Source organism: Novosphingobium sp. BL-A-41-Hi4A-0G (assembly GCF_055521735.1).
In genome coordinates this window covers 3,486,381-3,501,180 of sequence record NZ_CM145501.1, presented here as the reverse complement: position 1 = coordinate 3,501,180, position 14,800 = coordinate 3,486,381, and the positions used below count along the sequence as shown (strand labels likewise).

Below are 14,800 nucleotides of genomic sequence, written 5' to 3'. Positions count from 1 at the left end.
CAGCCATGAACGGCACCCTGAACAGTCGGCGCATCCTGCTCATCATCGGCGGCGGCATCGCGGCCTACAAGTCGTGCGAACTCGTCCGCCTGCTGCGCAAGGAAGGGGCGGACGTCACCTGTGTGCTGACCGAAGGCGGCGCGCATTTCGTCACGGCCATGACGCTGGCGGCGCTGAGCGAGAACCCCGTCCACACCACGCTGTGGGACCTCAAGAACGAAGTCGAGATGGGCCACATCCAGCTCTCCCGCCAGGCCGATCTCGTCGTCGTCTGCCCGGCCACGGCAGACCTCATGGCGCGCATGGCCGGTGGCATTGCCAACGATCTCGCCACCACGCTGCTCCTCGCCACCGACAAGCCGGTCCTCGCCGTCCCTGCGATGAACGTGCGGATGTGGCAGCACCCTGCCACGCAGCGCAACGTCGCCACCCTGCGCGGCGATGGCGTGACCGTGATGGAGCCCGACGAAGGCGCGATGGCCTGCGGCGAATTCGGCCCCGGTCGCCTGCCCGAACCGCCTGCAATCTATGCGGAGATCGCCCGTCAGCTCGATCACCGCGCGCGACCGCTCTCCGGCAAACACGTCCTCATCACCGCAGGCCCCACCCACGAGCCGATAGACCCGGTGCGCTACATCGCCAACCGCTCCAGCGGCAAGCAGGGCTATGCGATCGCCGCCGCCGCCGCAAAGGCGGGCGCAAAGGTCACGCTCGTCTCCGGCCCGGTCAACCTGCCCACACCGCCCGGCGTCACCCGGATCGACGTCGAGACTGCACGCCAGATGGCCGCCGCTGTCGAGGCCGCGCTGCCCGCCGATGTCGCGATCATGGTCGCCGCCGTGGCCGACTGGCGCAGCGAAGAGCAAGCCGCGCAGAAGATCAAGAAGGACGGCTCGGGCCAGGTCCCGCCGCTGCACCTCGTTGAAAACCCCGATATCCTCGCGGGCCTGTGCAAGTCCGATCGCCGCCCGCCGCTGGTCGTCGGCTTTGCCGCCGAAACCAACGACGTGCTCGATCACGCCCGCGCCAAGCTTACGCGCAAGGGTGCCGACTGGATCGTCGCCAACGATGTCGCCACGCACCAGATGGGCGGCGAGATCAACGCCCTGCATTTCGTCAGCGCCAGCGGCGTCGAAAGCCTTCCCGAACTGCCCAAGGACGCGGCCGCCGCCCTCCTGATCGAAAGAATTGCCGATGCACTCGCCTGAAGTCCCCGTCCTGTTGAAGCGCCTGCCCCACGGCGCAGACCTGCCGCTGCCCGCCTATGCGACCGAAGGCGCAGCCGGCATGGACGTGGTCTCGGCGGAGGACGTCGATCTTGCCCCCGGCGCACGCCACGCCGTCGCCACCGGGCTCTCGGTCGCAATCCCCGCAGGCTACGAAATCCAGGTCCGCCCCCGCTCGGGCCTCGCGCTCAAGCACGGCGTCACCGTGCCCAACACCCCCGGCACCATCGACAGCGACTATCGCGGCGAGCTGAAGGTCATCATGATCAACCTCGGTACGGAAGTCTTCTCCATCCGCCGGGGTGACCGCGTCGCCCAGCTGGTCCTCGCCCCGGTCACGCGCGGCACCTGGGTCGAGGTCGATGAACTAGACCACACCGCCCGCGGCGAAGGCGGCTTCGGCTCGACCGGCGGCGTCGCTGCGCTCAAGGGCTGAGAAGCCACCCCCACCCCCTCGCGCTCATCCTGAGCCTGTCGAAGGGGGGAGGGGGATGCGAGACCTGCTCCAGCCCTCCCGCAGGCGGGAGGGCCGCGAGACTTACTGAACGCAGTGAAGTTAGTCGCAGCGGGGTGGGCACCCAACGTCAGCGATAAAAAAGGCCCCGCATCGCTGCGAGGCCTCTTTCAAATCCAGAACGACAAAGATCAGTCGACCTTCTTCACCGTCTTCTTTTCCGGCGCGATGGAGATGCGAACCGTTTCCCCGTTGTTGCCCGGGAAATCGGTGAACATCGCCTCGACAAGGTTCGGCACGACATAGGACAGACGGTTCGACGAGGACGCAGCCTCGGCCTTGCCTTCGAACAGGCGCTGGCCATCGGCGCGGCGGTCGATCTTGAGGTCGATGCCCGAGGTATAGACAGTCACGACGTCAACGCCGCCGCCCCAGCCGCCACCGCCGAAGAAAAACGGATCGTTCCATCCCCAGCCCCAGCCGCCGCCGACAAAGCCACGACGGCCCCAGCCGCCCCGACCCCAACCCGGGCCCCAGCCGCCCCAGCCACCCCAACCGCCCCAGAACGGGTCGGCAAAGCCGGTGGAGCGCACGCGGTCACGACCGCCATCGATGCCATAGTCGAATTTGACCAGCAGGTCGGCGGCTTCCGGGCTGGCCGGACGATAGCCGAGCTTTTCCATCTGCTTGCCGACCAGCGAGGCATACTGCGCGAACTCGAGGCCACCGGCATCCCTGGGATCGTCAGCCACGACCGCGAAAGTCTGTCCGGCGGGCGCAGGCAGCTGCGCCTGGAAACGCTTGACGTCGGCCTTGAACGGGGTGGTGCAACCGGCGAGCGTGACGAGCATCAGCGAAACTGCCGAAAGCCCGAGCAGCCTGCGCCGCGTGGGGGAAGAGGGCTTCACTTGCGAAACGGAATTCATCCTTGCGACTCCTGTTATGCGTCCGCCGCCCCTTGCCAGACACACGCACTGCATAGCATGCCGCCTTTTTGGACGGGAAGTGCTGAATGCACGTTGAATGGTGCCTGCAACATATGTTGCAGGCACGTAACGTTTCGCAACGAACTTGCGAAAAATCAGCCCCTTACAAGGCCGAGTGCCTGATAGGTCTTCGCCAGCGTCGGCGCGGCAAGGTCGCGGGCCTTCAGTGCACCCTTGGCAAGGATCGCGTCCAGCGCCTCGCCATCCTCACGCAGTTCGCGATAACGCGCCGCCATGGGTGACAGCGTCTCGACCAGCAGCTCGCCCAGCGCAGGCTTGAACTTGCCAAAGCCCTGGCCCTCGAACTGCGTGAGCACTTCGGCAGGCGAAGTGCCCGCCATCGCCGCATAGATGCCGACGAGGTTGTTCGCCTCGGGCCGTCCGGCCAGCCCTTCGACCGTGCCCGGCAGCGGCTCGGGGTCGGTCTTGGCCTTCTTCACCTTCTGCATGATCGCATCGGCATCGTCGGTAAGATTGATGCGGCTCATGTCCGAAGGATCGGACTTGCTCATCTTGGCCGAACCATCGCGCAGGGACATGATGCGTGCGGCTTCTGGCGGGATGATCGGATCGGGCAGCGTGAACAGCGGCGCGTCTTCTGAACAGAAGTCGTTGTTGAACTTCTGCGCGATGTCGCGCGCCAGCTCCAGATGCTGCTTCTGGTCCTCACCCACCGGCACGTGCGTCGCCTGATAGAGCAGCACGTCAGCCGCCTGCAGCACCGGATAGGTGAACAACGCCACGCTCGCGCCTTCGCGGTTCTTGCCCGCCTTGTCCTTCCACTGCGTCATGCGGTTGAGCCAGCCCATCCGCGCCGTGCCGTTCAGCAACCATTGCAGCTCGGCATGGGCCGGAACCTGCGCCTGGTTGAACAGGATCGACTTGTCCGGATCGATCCCGCACGAAACCAGTGCCGCCACCATCTCGCGCGTGTTGGCGGCAAGCTCTGCCGGGGAATGCGGCATCGAAATGGCGTGAAGATCGGCGAGGAAATAGAGGCACTGCCCGCCCTTGGCCGACCATTCGTCCTGCATGCGCACCCAGTTCCGGATCGCACCCAGGTAATTGCCGAGGTGGAGATTGCCGGTTGGCTGGATGCCCGAAACGATACGCATTTGACTGCCTTCAGTTGGAGCGGCGACGCCGCAGGAGAAGCTTGAGGTCGTCCACCCGGAAAGCCCCGGTCAGGACGGCGGCAAGGCCATAGACGACGACCCCGGACGTGACCAGAGACGCCATCGCCGCGATCCGGATAGTCCATGTGCCATGGACATAGGGCATCACCAGCCCCTGTCCTGCCCAGAGGACCGCCCCCATCGCCACCGCCGCCAGCGCCAGCCGCACCGTCCGCCGCTTGAGCCTGGCGTCCGCCGCAAAGTGCCCGCGCTTGACCAGCGTATGATAGAGCAGCCAGACGTTGACGGTCGAGGCAATCGCGGTCGCCAGCGGCGGACCCATGTGCTTGAGCGGCACGATCAGCGCGAGATTGCCGACGAGGTTCACCACCATCGAGATCGTGGCATAGCGCACCGGCGTCTTCGTATCCTGCCGCGCATAGTATCCGGGCGTCAGCACCTTGACGAGAATGTAGCTCGGCAGCCCGATCGAGAAAGCCGCCAGCGCCTGCGCGGTAAAGTGCGTGTCGTTGGCGTCGAACTTGCCATAGCCGAACAGCGCCGCAGCAATCGGCTCGCCACATAGCACCAGCGCGACCGTCGCGGGCAGCGTCAGCAGCAGCGCCAGCTCCATCCCCCGGTTCTGCGTCTCCATCGCGGCGGCCTCTTCGCCCCCGCCCAGCTGGCGCGAGATAGTCGGCAGCAGCACGGTGCCAAGGCCAATGCCGATCAGCCCCAGCGGCAGCTGGTTAAGCCGGTCCGCCATATAGATATAGGTGACCGAACCATGATCGAGGAGCGATGCGGCAAGGGCGGTCGAGATCACCAGATTGATCTGCACCGCCCCTGCACCCGCCGCCGCCGGCAGGATCAGCTTGAGCAACTGCTTCACTTCCGCCGACAAGCGCGGACGCCGCAATCGCAGCCGCACCCCGTTTTTCCGGCAGGCCCACGCCAGCCACGCCAGCTGCAGCGCGCCCGAAACCGAGACCGCAATCGCCTGATTGCGCGCGGTCACCAGCGGATCGTCGGAATGGAAGCCCAGCAGCGCCACGATCAGCGTCAGGTTCAGCAGGATCGGCGCCGCAGCATTGACCCAGAACTTGCCCAGCGAATTGAGTATCCCGCCAAACAGCGAGACGATGCTGATCAGCATCAGATAGGGAATCGTCCAGCGCGAAAGTTCCACCGCATAGGCAAACTGATCCGCACTCACCCCGTTGAACCTGCCCGACAGCAGCAGCGTCACCGGCCAGGCGAAGACCTCGAGCACCACCGTCATGAACAGCAGCACCGGCAGCAGCACGGCCAGCGCCGCCTCGGCAAAGTCCAGCCCGTCGCGCAGGCCCTTGCCCTCGGGGTCGGCAACCTTCTTGTTGAACATCGGGATGAAGGCGCTGGCGAACGCCCCTTCGGCAAACAGCGCGCGGAACATGTTGGGCAGCCGGAACGCGACAAGAAACGCGTCCGAGGCAAACGCCGCGCCGACAAACCGCGCAAACAGACTGTCGCGCACAAGGCCCAGAATGCGGCTGAGCAGCGTCAGCCCGCCAATCGAACCGGTGGCCTTGAGGAGGTTCATGGGCGCATCCCTCGGGCCACCGGATCAGGTGTCAGATCAGGCCTGACCGGCGGGCTCGGCTTCCGCCACCGCCTGGGCCTGCGCCAGCTGCTGCATGTACAGGCCGGTGAAGTCGACCGGCTCGAGCATCAGCGGCGGATAGCCTGCATCGCGCACGGCATCGGCGATGATGCGGCGGGCGAACGGGAACAGGATGCGCGGACCTTCGGCAAACAGGAACGGATGCGCCTGGTCTTCGGGTACGTTGCGCATGCCGATCAGACCGCAATAGGCCAGCTCGACGATGAACGCGGTGCCCTGCGCGCCCTTCGAGGTCACGTTGATCTTCAGCTCGATCTCGTGGATCTCGGGCTGGATCGCGCGGGCCGAGATGTTGAAGTCGACCGCGATGTCGGGCGCTTCGGTCCACTGGTAGGATTCGGGCGCATTCGGGTTCTCGACCGACAGGTCCTTCACGTACTGCGAGATCAGGCCGATCGCGGGTGAGGTGTCTTCACCGTTCGGCACTGGGCCATCAAGGTTGAGATTCGAGATGATGTTGCCTTCTTCGGCCATGAGAGACGTGCTTTCTGTCTGGGTTTCCCTTGGTCGGCGCGACTAGCACCATGGGGTTTGCCCCGCAATCCGCCTTTCTCTGGAACCAAACTGCCACAGACGGGCGAAATTTCAGCCCAAGTGATCCGCCCAAAGGGCCATGCACGCGTTGTTCATTTGTAATCCGTACCTATTTGAGGCACGTTGGAATGACGCCATGCGCTCTTGCAGGCCATGGACAGTTCGGGAATCTTGCGCGTGATTGTTCAAATTGTGATCCTGGCGATGATTGCAGCCTTCCTTGGCCTGCGTCTCTATTCCGTCCTCGGCCGACGGCCCGAGCGTGACGAGGAGCCGATGCGCCGCCGGATCGAACAGCCCGATCCCTCCGCGCAGAACCCCAAGGCCGCCCAGCCGCCCGTGACGCAGGCGGGTGGCTCGGCCGCCCCGCGCTCGCGCGAGTTGGCAGCGCCTGAAATCAACACGTTCGACAACAGCGCCGAAGCAGGCGTGCGCGCCATCATCTCGGCTGACCGCCGCTTCGATGTCGCCCAGTTCCTCGCAGGATCGAAGGGCGCCTATGCCATGATCCTCGAAGCCTTCTGGCGCGGCGACAAGGACGAACTGGCCCAGCTTTGCGACGCTGACGTGCTCGAAGGCTTCACCGCCGCGATCGATGCCCGCACCGCAGCTGGCGAAGTGATCGACGCGCGCGTGATTCGCATCGAGGAAGCGCGCATCGTCGCCGCCTCGATCGAAGGCCGCACCGCGCGCATTACCGTCCGCTTCCTGGCTGACATCGCGTCCGTCACCCGCAACGCCGAAGGTCAGGTCATCGCCGGTTCGCTCGACGATGCGATCGAAGCACGCGACCTGTGGACCTTCAGCCGCGACCTCACCTCGCGCGATCCCGACTGGCTGCTCGACGAGACCGACGAGGCCTGAGGCTTCAAGTGAAAGCTTCTACCAAGTCCGGCAAACACAAGAGCGCTGCGATCATCGCGGCGCTCTTTCTGCTTGGCGGCTGCGTGCGTCTCGTGCCCGAAGCCACCGGCCCGCGCCCCGTCACCCCGCCCACGCCGCCAACCGTAAAGCCCGCCAATGCCGCGCTCACCGGCGTCATGCGCGGCCCCGTTGCCGCAGGCCTCGGCTTCAAGCCCGAGAACACCGCCGCCGCGCTGCAGGCCTTCGCCAAGTCCTGCCCCCGCGTCACCAAGCGCACCGACAATTCTGGCCTCACCCGTCCCGAGGACTGGGCCCCCGCCTGCGCCGCCGCCTCCACCTGGCCCGAGGGTGAGGCCGCGCGCTTCTTCACCACCTATTTCGAGACCGCCGAGGTCGGCGATGGCGCGGCTTTCGTCACCGGCTATTTCGAGCCAGAGATCGCAGGCTCCCGCACCCGCCAGCCGGGTTTTGACGTGCCGGTCTATGCCCTGCCCAAAGACCTCGTCCGCGCGAACCCCGGCGACGCGCCACCCCTGCCCGATGGCAAGATGCCGCTCGGCCGCTACGACGACGCGGGCGTCTTCACCCCCTACTACGATCGCGGCCAGATCGAGGACGGCGTGCTCGCAGGCAAGGGCCTCGAACTGGCATGGGCGGCAGACCCGGTCGAGTTCTTCTTCCTCCAGATCCAGGGCTCGGGGCGCCTGCGCGGCCCCGATGGCAGCGTGATCCGTCTGGGGTTTGCCGGGCAGAACGGCCACCCCTACACCGGCATCGGCTCCCTGATGCGCGAACGCGGCCTCATCGGCTCCTCGCCCGGCCAGTATTCCGGCTCGATGCAGGGCATCCAGCAATACCTGCGCGATTTCCCCGACGCCGGCAAACAACTGATGCGCCAGAACCGCAGCTACGTCTTCTTCCGCGAACTGACCGGCCCCGGCCCGGTCGGCGCACTGAACGTGCCCATCGCGGGCCGCAGCACCGTCGCGGTCGACCCCGCCTTCGTGCCGCTGGGCGCACCCGTATGGCTGCAGGTGGACCGCAAGGAAGCCAGCGGCCTGTGGGTCGCGCAGGACACCGGCGGCGCGATCCAGGGCGCCAACCGCTTTGACAGCTTCTGGGGCGCAGGCCTCGAAGCCCGCCAGATCGCGGGCGGCATGAGCGCACGGGGCCGCGCCCTCATCCTCCTGCCCAAGGGGACGCTGGCGCGTCTCGGCCAGCAGTGAGCAGGGCGCCCCGAGGCCTCTCCCCGGAGGAGGCCGACCTGTGGAACAAGGTCGCCGCCACGATCACCCCGCTCCACCCGCCCCGCCCCAAGGCAAAGGCGCTTGAAGCAACGCCCGCCATCACGCTCCCGCCGCCGCCACCGGCAAAGCGCGTGAAAGGCCGCGTCCCCCCGCCACTTCCGACGCCTGCGCCCACACCAGTCGCCCGCCCCCTGCAAAACCACGGCCTCGATTCCAGCTGGGACCGCAAACTGGCACGAGGGCCCATCACTCCCGACGTCACCATAGACCTCCACGGCCTCACCCTCGACGCCGCCCACGCCCGCCTCACCGGCAGCATCGCCCAGGCCATCGCCATGGGCGCCCGCGTCATGCTCCTCATCGCCGGCAAACCCCGCCCCCACGACGAACAAGACCAACGCGGCAACCGCCGAGGCGTCATCCGCGCCAAGTTGCTCGACTGGCTGGCCCACAGCCCCCACGCGGGCCAGATCGCAGCGGTACGGCCCGCGCAGCCGAGGCATGGCGGCGCGGGGGCGGTTTATATTGTGCTGCGGAAGGGGCGGTAGCGAGGTCAGCTACTGACCCGTTTAGTTTCTTTACTGTAAGCGCGATCTTCCGATTTTTGTTGCGAACTGACGCATTTTGCGGGCTTATGTGCTGATGCCGAAAGATGACGCACACATCGTTCTAAAGATCGAAACAGAAAGTCCAGTAGAACTATCGGATTTCGTTGCAGCCTTTGTCGGCTTGGGCCATCAATTTGAGCAGTTTTACGATGAAGAGCACCCCGCCGAACGTGGAAACGTACGCTTCTACGTTCGCGAAGTTAGAGCAGGGTCAATCATCGCAGAGTTGGTTCCCTACATGCTCCCAGCGGCACCTGTGATTGCAGGCGCACTTGCGGCAGTCAAACACGCGAATGACTTGGCGAAGTTTGTCGAAACGTATGGCGGTAAACTGAAAAAATATTTTCGCCGGGGTGGACGGGACACGGGAGCAAGCAAAGGAGATTTGGCTGATTATCTTCGAACCGTCGAAGCGGTTTCACACGACACCAATGGCAGCCTCTCGTTAGCAGTATTTGACGATGGTCAGAAGCGCGTGGCTTTTCAGTTTACAACGAGAGAGGCGCGGGAGGCGGAACGGAATATTCTCGAGCATCGCGCTGAATTAGATCAGACGAGCGAAGCCGACCATAAACGCGTTATAATGATTTTCACTCGAACTAACGTAGCGCATGCAGTTACGGGCAAAAGATCGGGTGACTTAGTCCAGATTGACAGCATCAATGCAAAGCCTTTACCCATCGTATATGCATCAAATCTCGCTGAAGAGCGTATTCGGCATGAAATTGCTGAAGCCGATGAAAACGTCTACAAAAAAGCTTTCGACGTAGATGTGAATGTTGAGATGAAGGCCGGAAAACCGATAGCATACAGACTTGTCGCAGTGCATTCTGTTATTGATTTGCCAGACGACAGTTAAAGAGCCGAGGCAGACGCCTTGCAAACCACGGCAGAGGATCAAATGCGACAAGGGCTCAGAAGACTTGTGATCGCTCTGACGCTTTGGATGATTTTGTTCATCATCGTGGAAGCACGGCAGTATCAGTTGATGCACAAGGCCCAGTTGGAGTGTGAAGTTCTCGATTCACGCCCTGCTTCTGCAAGCCCACTTCCAGACGCGATCGCCGAGGCCGCACCGCGCCATGGCATCAGAAACTGCTTCTATCATCAGAGAGAGGCGAAAAAAGCTCAGATCGATATAGCAATATTCTTTGCTGTATTCCCTATTCTTCTGCTTGGCACTTGCTGCCTCGTGGTCTGGGTCTACAGAGGTTTTTACCGTCGGCCTACATGATAGTGAGAATTCTTAACTGCTTTTCACCCCCATTCATGTCGTCGCCCCGGGCTTGACCCGGGGCCCCGCTTTTCTTCTGCACCCCCTCTGAGCAAAAAAAGCGGGATCCCGGGTCAAGCCCGGGATGACGACGGGAGGGGCAAGGAAAACCTTGACAAAACGAACCATATAGGTTATACGCCCCGCCCACAGGTCAGGAGAGGGCAATAGGCCAACCAGCTCCTCTCCCTTCGGAGGTCAGGCGTTTGCCGAAGCTTCCGGCGCGATCGGTGCGGCAGGTGCGCGTGGGTTCAATGCGGGGCGTTAAGCCCAAGACCCACCGGGCAAACCCTGTCGTTACCCAAGGACAGACAGGACAACCCAGGGCTGATAGCACGGCGCCGAACCCTGAGGATGCGGAACCCGCCATGCTTGCGTGACGAAGTCTGCGCAAACGACAGGTTCTTTTCACGCAGCCGCTTGCCAGAAGCCAAGGCAGCCCGCGAGCCGCTGCCAAAGCTTCGTCCTTTCACATATGTCCGCCCTCAGGCTGAGCCGACAAGGGGTTCGGAACCGCCCCCCCGGCCACTCGCAACCGGTCCCGCGCCCTTCCCGCGCGTGCCGCAACGGCACCGCACCGGTCGCGCGATCTGTGCTTTCCCACCGGCGTTACCGTCCGCACTCGCCAGCGGATGCTTTGCTTTATCGCGTATCCGCGATGCCCACCCCCAGCCCCTCCCGCTTGCGGGAGGGGAGAGACACGCAGCGCTTCATCCAGCCCTCCCGCAGGCGGGAGGGCCGCGAGACTTACTGAACGCAGTGAAGTTAGTCGCAGCGGGGTGGGCAGACCCCCGCGCTAAGCATCAAACGCTCGCAAACCAGATCACGTGCTTGGCGCCCTTGCCATTGGTCCGCGCGCGCACTTCCACTTCGTCCACGTCGAAGCCCGCCACCTTCAGCCGCTGGGTGAAGTTCGGGTCGCGCGCCGCAGACCAGATCGCCAGCACGCCGCCGGGGCGCAGCGCGTCCATCGCGGTGCGAAGCCCGCGCATCGTGTAGAGCCGGTTGTTCTTCGTCCGCACCAGCCCGTCCGGCCCGTTGTCGACATCGAGCAGGATCGCGTCATAGCCCGTGCCGCCCACCGAGAGCGCATTGGCCGAGATCACGTCGGCAACGTCGGTCATCACCAGCCGCACGCGCGGATCGTCGAGGCAGCCCGCTTCCAGATCCTTCATCGGCCCGCGCGCCCACTGGATGATCTCGGGCACCAGTTCGGCCACGGTCACGTGCGCATCGGACGGCAGCTTCTCCAGCGCGGCGCGCAGGGTGAAGCCCATGCCATAGCCCCCGATCAGCATCGCCGGGCGCTGCGCCTTGGCGATCCGCGCCCAGCTTTGCGTGGCCAGCGCGATCTCCGAGCCGTTCTGCCGCGTGCTCATCAGTTCGTTGTGGCCGAGCACGATCATGAAATCGCGGTCGTGCCGGTAGAGCTTGAGCTCTTCGCCATCGGGCACCTGCGCGGTGCCGAGAAGTTCGCGTGCAATCATGCCTCGCCCTAGAGCGCGGGAACCGCAGGGACAAGGCGCACGTTGTCAGACCCGACGGTTCCGGAGAATGATTATGCGGCTATTTCTGCTCATGGCTGGCGCTGCCACCCTCGCCATCGGCGCGCCTGCCCTCGCCCAGGGCAAGGGCAACGGACAGGGCGGACACGACGGTGGCCACGGGGGCGGCCCTGCCAAAGCCGAGAAAGCCGGAAAGCCGGCCAAGGCCGACCGCGGCCCGGACAAGGTCCGCGGCCCCGAAAAGCACGCCGATGCGCGGCCGGAAAAGGCAATGCCCGCAAATCCGGACAAGCACCCGGACAAGATTTCTCGCCCCGACAGGAATGACAGACCCGACCGCCAGATCGCACGCGGCGACCGCGACATCATACGCGTCGCCAGCCGCCAGTGGCAGGACGGACGCTATCGCTACGACGACAGCCGCTTCCTGATCCCCGTATCGACCAACTGCCCACCGGGCCTTGCGAAGAAGAACAATGGTTGCCTGCCCCCCGGACAGGCAAAAAAGCTTTCGGCCCCGCGCAGCTGGGGCGACTGGTACCCCGTGCGCTACCTCGGCAACGATAACGACTGGCGCTACGGCAACGGCTACATGTACCGCGTCGGCAGCACCGGCCTCGTCTCGGGCGTAGTGCCGCTGCTAGGCGGCGCGCTGTTCGGCGGTCAGGTCTGGCCAGGCCAGTACACCGACTACGCCGTGCCGACCTACTACGACCGCTTCTACGGCTTCGATGATCGCAACACCTATCGCTACGCCCAGAACGCAATCTTCGAGGTCGATCCGCAGTCGCAGCTGATCCAGGGCATCGCCGCGCTGCTGACGGGCGACCAGTGGTCCGTCGGCCAGCCGATGCCCGCAGGCTACGACTTCTACAACGTGCCCCCCACCTGGCGCGACCGCTACGCCGATACGCCCGAGAGCCTCTATCGCTACAGCGACGGCTACGTCTACGAAGTCGACCCGACCACGCAGCTGGTCCGCACCGTGATCGAACTGATCGCCTGAACCGCCAGAACAGAACAGAAATAGGGGATGCAAATGGTACGTTGGCCCATGCTGATCGCCGCCGCCGCACTGGGGCTGGCAGGCTGCGACAAGAACGATTCGGCGCCCGACGCAAAAGGCAGCACTGCCGCCGCGCAGGCATCAACGGACAAGGACCTCTTCGACGCGCTCGATGACAGCAGCGACCTTTCGGAGACCGCCGGACTGGTCAAGGCCGCAGGGCTCGAGAAGACCTTCGAAGGCGTCGGCAGCTACACCTTGTTCGCGCCCACCAATGAAGCCATCGCCGCGCTGCCGGAAGCCGATCGCAACGCACTGAAGAGCGACGAGGGCAAAGTGCAGCTACTCGCGCTGGTCAGCCAGCATCTCTCGCCGGGCTATGTCGGGCGCAGCGATCTGGAGCAGGGGCTGGACCGCACCAAGGGCACCGTCCGCCTCGCCACGCTCGGCGGCGAGCCCATCGCGCTCTCCCGACAGGGCAATGAAGTCCGGCTGGGGCAAGGCGATGACGCGCCCAAGCTTGTCGGTGAGCCGATCATGGCGCGCAATGGCGTGATCTATCCGATCGACAGGGTACTGCCTGCGCCGAAGTAACCGGGCGAAGTGACGGGTTTGGCGGATCGCCGCAGCATGAAAGGATCGGGCAAGAATTGCGACAGGCCTCGACAGGTGTGCGCGCAAATGGCGGTTGCGCGACTTAACTGATCAGTTAATCTCTCGGGCAAAGGCGGCGTGAGTCCGCCCTGAACGAGAGGACGAGGCCGGTGCACTTCCACCCCAAGTACCACGCCACCCGCAACCCTGACCGCCCCGCCGTGATCATGGGCGGCAGCGGCGAGGTGGTGACTTATGCGCAGATGGACGCCCGCTCCAACCAGTTCGCCCAGCTGCTGCGCTCACGGGGCTTGCAGATCGGTGACACCATCGCGCTGTGCCTTGAAAACCGCGCCGATTTCTTCTCGCTGGCCTGGGGCGCGCAGCGGGCAGGGCTGGTCTATGTCGCGGTTTCCAGCCGCCTCGCCGCGCCCGAAATCGCCTATATCGCCAAGGACAGCGGCAGCCGGTTGCTGATCGGCTCGGCCTATACCGGGCCGGTGCTCGACGAAGTGGCCAAGCTCTCGCCCGACGTTCCGCAGCTCCGCCTTGATACGCAAGGATCGCTCTCGCTCAACGCCGCGCTCGATGCCATGCCCACCACGCCCATCGCCGACGAGCGCGCGGGCTGCGACATGCTCTATTCCTCGGGCACCACGGGCAAGCCCAAGGGCGTGCGCATTCCCCTGCCCGAAGATCCTGAGATCGGCGCGGTCAACTCGCTGATCGGCATCGCTGCCCAAGCCTTCGGCATCACCGGCGACGCCGTCTATCTCTCCCCCGCCCCGCTCTACCACGCCGCCCCCTTGCGCTGGTCGATGACCATCCACCGCATGGGCGGCACCGTCGTGGCAATGGAGAAGTTCGATCCCGAACACGCGCTCGAACTGATCGAGAAGTACAAGGTGACCGACAGCCAGTGGGTGCCGACGCACTTCGTCCGCATGCTCAAGCTGCCCGACGATGTCCGTACGAAGTACGACACCTCCACGCTCAAGTGCGCGATCCATGCTGCCGCGCCCTGTCCGGTGCCGGTCAAGCAGGCGATGATCGAATGGTGGGGCCCGGCCCTGCGCGAGTATTACGCCGGCACCGAGGGCAACGGCTTCACCTTCATCACCAGCGAGGAATGGCTGCAGCGCCCTGGCTCGGTCGGCCGCGCCATCCTCGGCACGATCCGCATCTGCAACGAGGAGGGCGACGAACTTCCGCCTCGCAGCGAAGGCCAGGTCTTCTTCGAAGGCGGCAGCCCGTTCAGCTATCACAACGATCCCGACAAGACCCGCGATGCCACCAACAAGCACGGCTGGACCAGCCTCGGCGACGTCGGCTGGGTCGACGAAGACGGTTACCTGTTCCTGACCGACCGCAAGAGCTTCATGATCATTTCGGGCGGGGTGAATATCTACCCGCAGGAGATCGAGAACCTGCTCGTCACCCACCCCAAGGTGGCGGACGTCGCGGTAATCGGCGCGCCCGATCCCGACATGGGCGAGAAGGTCGTTGCCGTCGTCCAGCCGCGCGACATGGCCGAAGCGGGGCCGGCGCTCGCTGCCGAACTCGCCGACTGGCTCGGACCGCAGCTCTCGCGCGTGAAGATGCCGCGCCAGATCGACTTCCGCGCCGAACTTCCCCGCGAGCCCACCGGCAAGCTGTTCAAGCGGTTGCTGCGCGACGAATACAAGCAGGCCTACGAAGCCGCGAACGCCTGACTCACAAGGACCC

15 protein-coding genes are annotated in these 14,800 nt (G+C 64.7%); 10 read left to right on the top strand and 5 right to left on the bottom strand.

Going from position 1 to position 14,800, the window contains the following annotated elements; genetic code table 11:
* The first annotated feature begins 5 nt into the window (after positions 1–5).
* Entirely contained in the window at positions 6–1,208 is a 1,203-nt protein-coding gene (gene coaBC / locus ACZ1JX_RS17000) for a bifunctional phosphopantothenoylcysteine decarboxylase/phosphopantothenate--cysteine ligase CoaBC (RefSeq protein ID WP_465124673.1), read from the top strand.
* Positions 1,195–1,662, top strand: a complete 468-nt coding sequence (dut, locus tag ACZ1JX_RS16995) for a dUTP diphosphatase (RefSeq protein ID WP_465124672.1) — start codon at positions 1,195–1,197, stop codon at positions 1,660–1,662. Before coaBC ends, dut begins: the two co-directional genes overlap by 14 nt.
* A 209-nt stretch (positions 1,663–1,871) precedes the next feature.
* Here the strand turns inward: dut and ACZ1JX_RS16990 are convergent, their stop codons facing one another.
* The 4 genes from ACZ1JX_RS16990 to secB form a co-directional block, all read right to left on the bottom strand.
* Positions 1,872–2,606, bottom strand: a complete 735-nt coding sequence (locus ACZ1JX_RS16990) for a DUF4136 domain-containing protein (protein WP_465124671.1) — start codon at positions 2,604–2,606, stop codon at positions 1,872–1,874.
* Between the two features lie 155 nt (positions 2,607–2,761).
* Positions 2,762–3,781: a tryptophan--tRNA ligase gene (trpS, locus tag ACZ1JX_RS16985; RefSeq protein WP_465124670.1), complete on the bottom strand. Its 1,020-nt coding sequence runs from the start codon at positions 3,779–3,781 to the stop codon at positions 2,762–2,764.
* A 10-nt stretch (positions 3,782–3,791) separates the two neighbouring features.
* A complete protein-coding gene (gene murJ, locus ACZ1JX_RS16980; RefSeq protein ID WP_465124668.1) occupies positions 3,792–5,363 on the bottom strand; it encodes a murein biosynthesis integral membrane protein MurJ in 1,572 nt (523 codons plus the stop codon).
* Positions 5,364–5,399: 36 nt separating this feature from the next.
* Positions 5,400–5,918, bottom strand: coding sequence for a protein-export chaperone SecB (secB, locus tag ACZ1JX_RS16975; RefSeq protein ID WP_465124667.1), 519 nt, complete (start codon positions 5,916–5,918; stop codon positions 5,400–5,402).
* A 237-nt stretch (positions 5,919–6,155) separates the two neighbouring features.
* Here secB and ACZ1JX_RS16970 point away from each other — a divergent pair, with 237 nt between their 5' ends.
* The 5 genes from ACZ1JX_RS16970 (at position 6,156) to ACZ1JX_RS16950 (ending at position 9,931) form a co-directional block, all read left to right on the top strand.
* Positions 6,156–6,842 carry a Tim44/TimA family putative adaptor protein gene (locus tag ACZ1JX_RS16970; protein WP_465124666.1) on the top strand — a complete coding sequence of 229 codons (687 nt, stop codon included), beginning with the start codon at positions 6,156–6,158 and terminating at the stop codon, positions 6,840–6,842.
* Positions 6,843–6,850: 8 nt separating this feature from the next.
* Positions 6,851–8,068 carry a murein transglycosylase A gene (gene mltA / locus ACZ1JX_RS16965; RefSeq protein ID WP_465124665.1) on the top strand — a complete coding sequence of 406 codons (1,218 nt, stop codon included), beginning with the start codon at positions 6,851–6,853 and terminating at the stop codon, positions 8,066–8,068.
* Positions 8,065–8,637, top strand: coding sequence for a Smr/MutS family protein (locus tag ACZ1JX_RS16960; RefSeq protein ID WP_465124664.1), 573 nt, complete (start codon positions 8,065–8,067; stop codon positions 8,635–8,637). The genes mltA and ACZ1JX_RS16960 overlap by 4 nt, the downstream gene beginning before the upstream one ends.
* A 94-nt stretch (positions 8,638–8,731) precedes the next feature.
* Positions 8,732–9,556, top strand: coding sequence for a hypothetical protein (locus ACZ1JX_RS16955; protein ID WP_465124663.1), 825 nt, complete (start codon positions 8,732–8,734; stop codon positions 9,554–9,556).
* Between the two features lie 18 nt (positions 9,557–9,574).
* Complete coding sequence (locus ACZ1JX_RS16950) at positions 9,575–9,931, top strand: hypothetical protein (protein WP_465124662.1); 357 nt, start codon at positions 9,575–9,577, stop codon at positions 9,929–9,931.
* Positions 9,932–10,773: 842 nt separating this feature from the next.
* Here ACZ1JX_RS16950 and ACZ1JX_RS16945 read toward each other — a convergent pair.
* Positions 10,774–11,457 (bottom strand): polyamine aminopropyltransferase, encoded by a 684-nt coding sequence (locus tag ACZ1JX_RS16945; RefSeq protein WP_465124661.1) that lies wholly within the window; start codon positions 11,455–11,457, stop codon positions 10,774–10,776.
* A 91-nt stretch (positions 11,458–11,548) separates the two neighbouring features.
* Between ACZ1JX_RS16945 and ACZ1JX_RS16940 the strand changes: the two genes are divergently transcribed.
* From ACZ1JX_RS16940 to ACZ1JX_RS16930, 3 genes are all read left to right on the top strand, one after another.
* On the top strand, positions 11,549–12,481 hold the full coding sequence (locus tag ACZ1JX_RS16940; RefSeq protein WP_465124660.1) for a hypothetical protein: 933 nt from the start codon (positions 11,549–11,551) through the stop codon (positions 12,479–12,481).
* Between the two features lie 33 nt (positions 12,482–12,514).
* Positions 12,515–13,075, top strand: a complete 561-nt coding sequence (locus ACZ1JX_RS16935) for a fasciclin domain-containing protein (protein WP_465124659.1) — start codon at positions 12,515–12,517, stop codon at positions 13,073–13,075.
* A gap of 170 nt (positions 13,076–13,245) precedes the next feature.
* Positions 13,246–14,787 carry an acyl-CoA synthetase gene (locus ACZ1JX_RS16930; protein ID WP_465124658.1) on the top strand — a complete coding sequence of 514 codons (1,542 nt, stop codon included), beginning with the start codon at positions 13,246–13,248 and terminating at the stop codon, positions 14,785–14,787.
* Positions 14,788–14,800 lie beyond the last annotated feature (13 nt).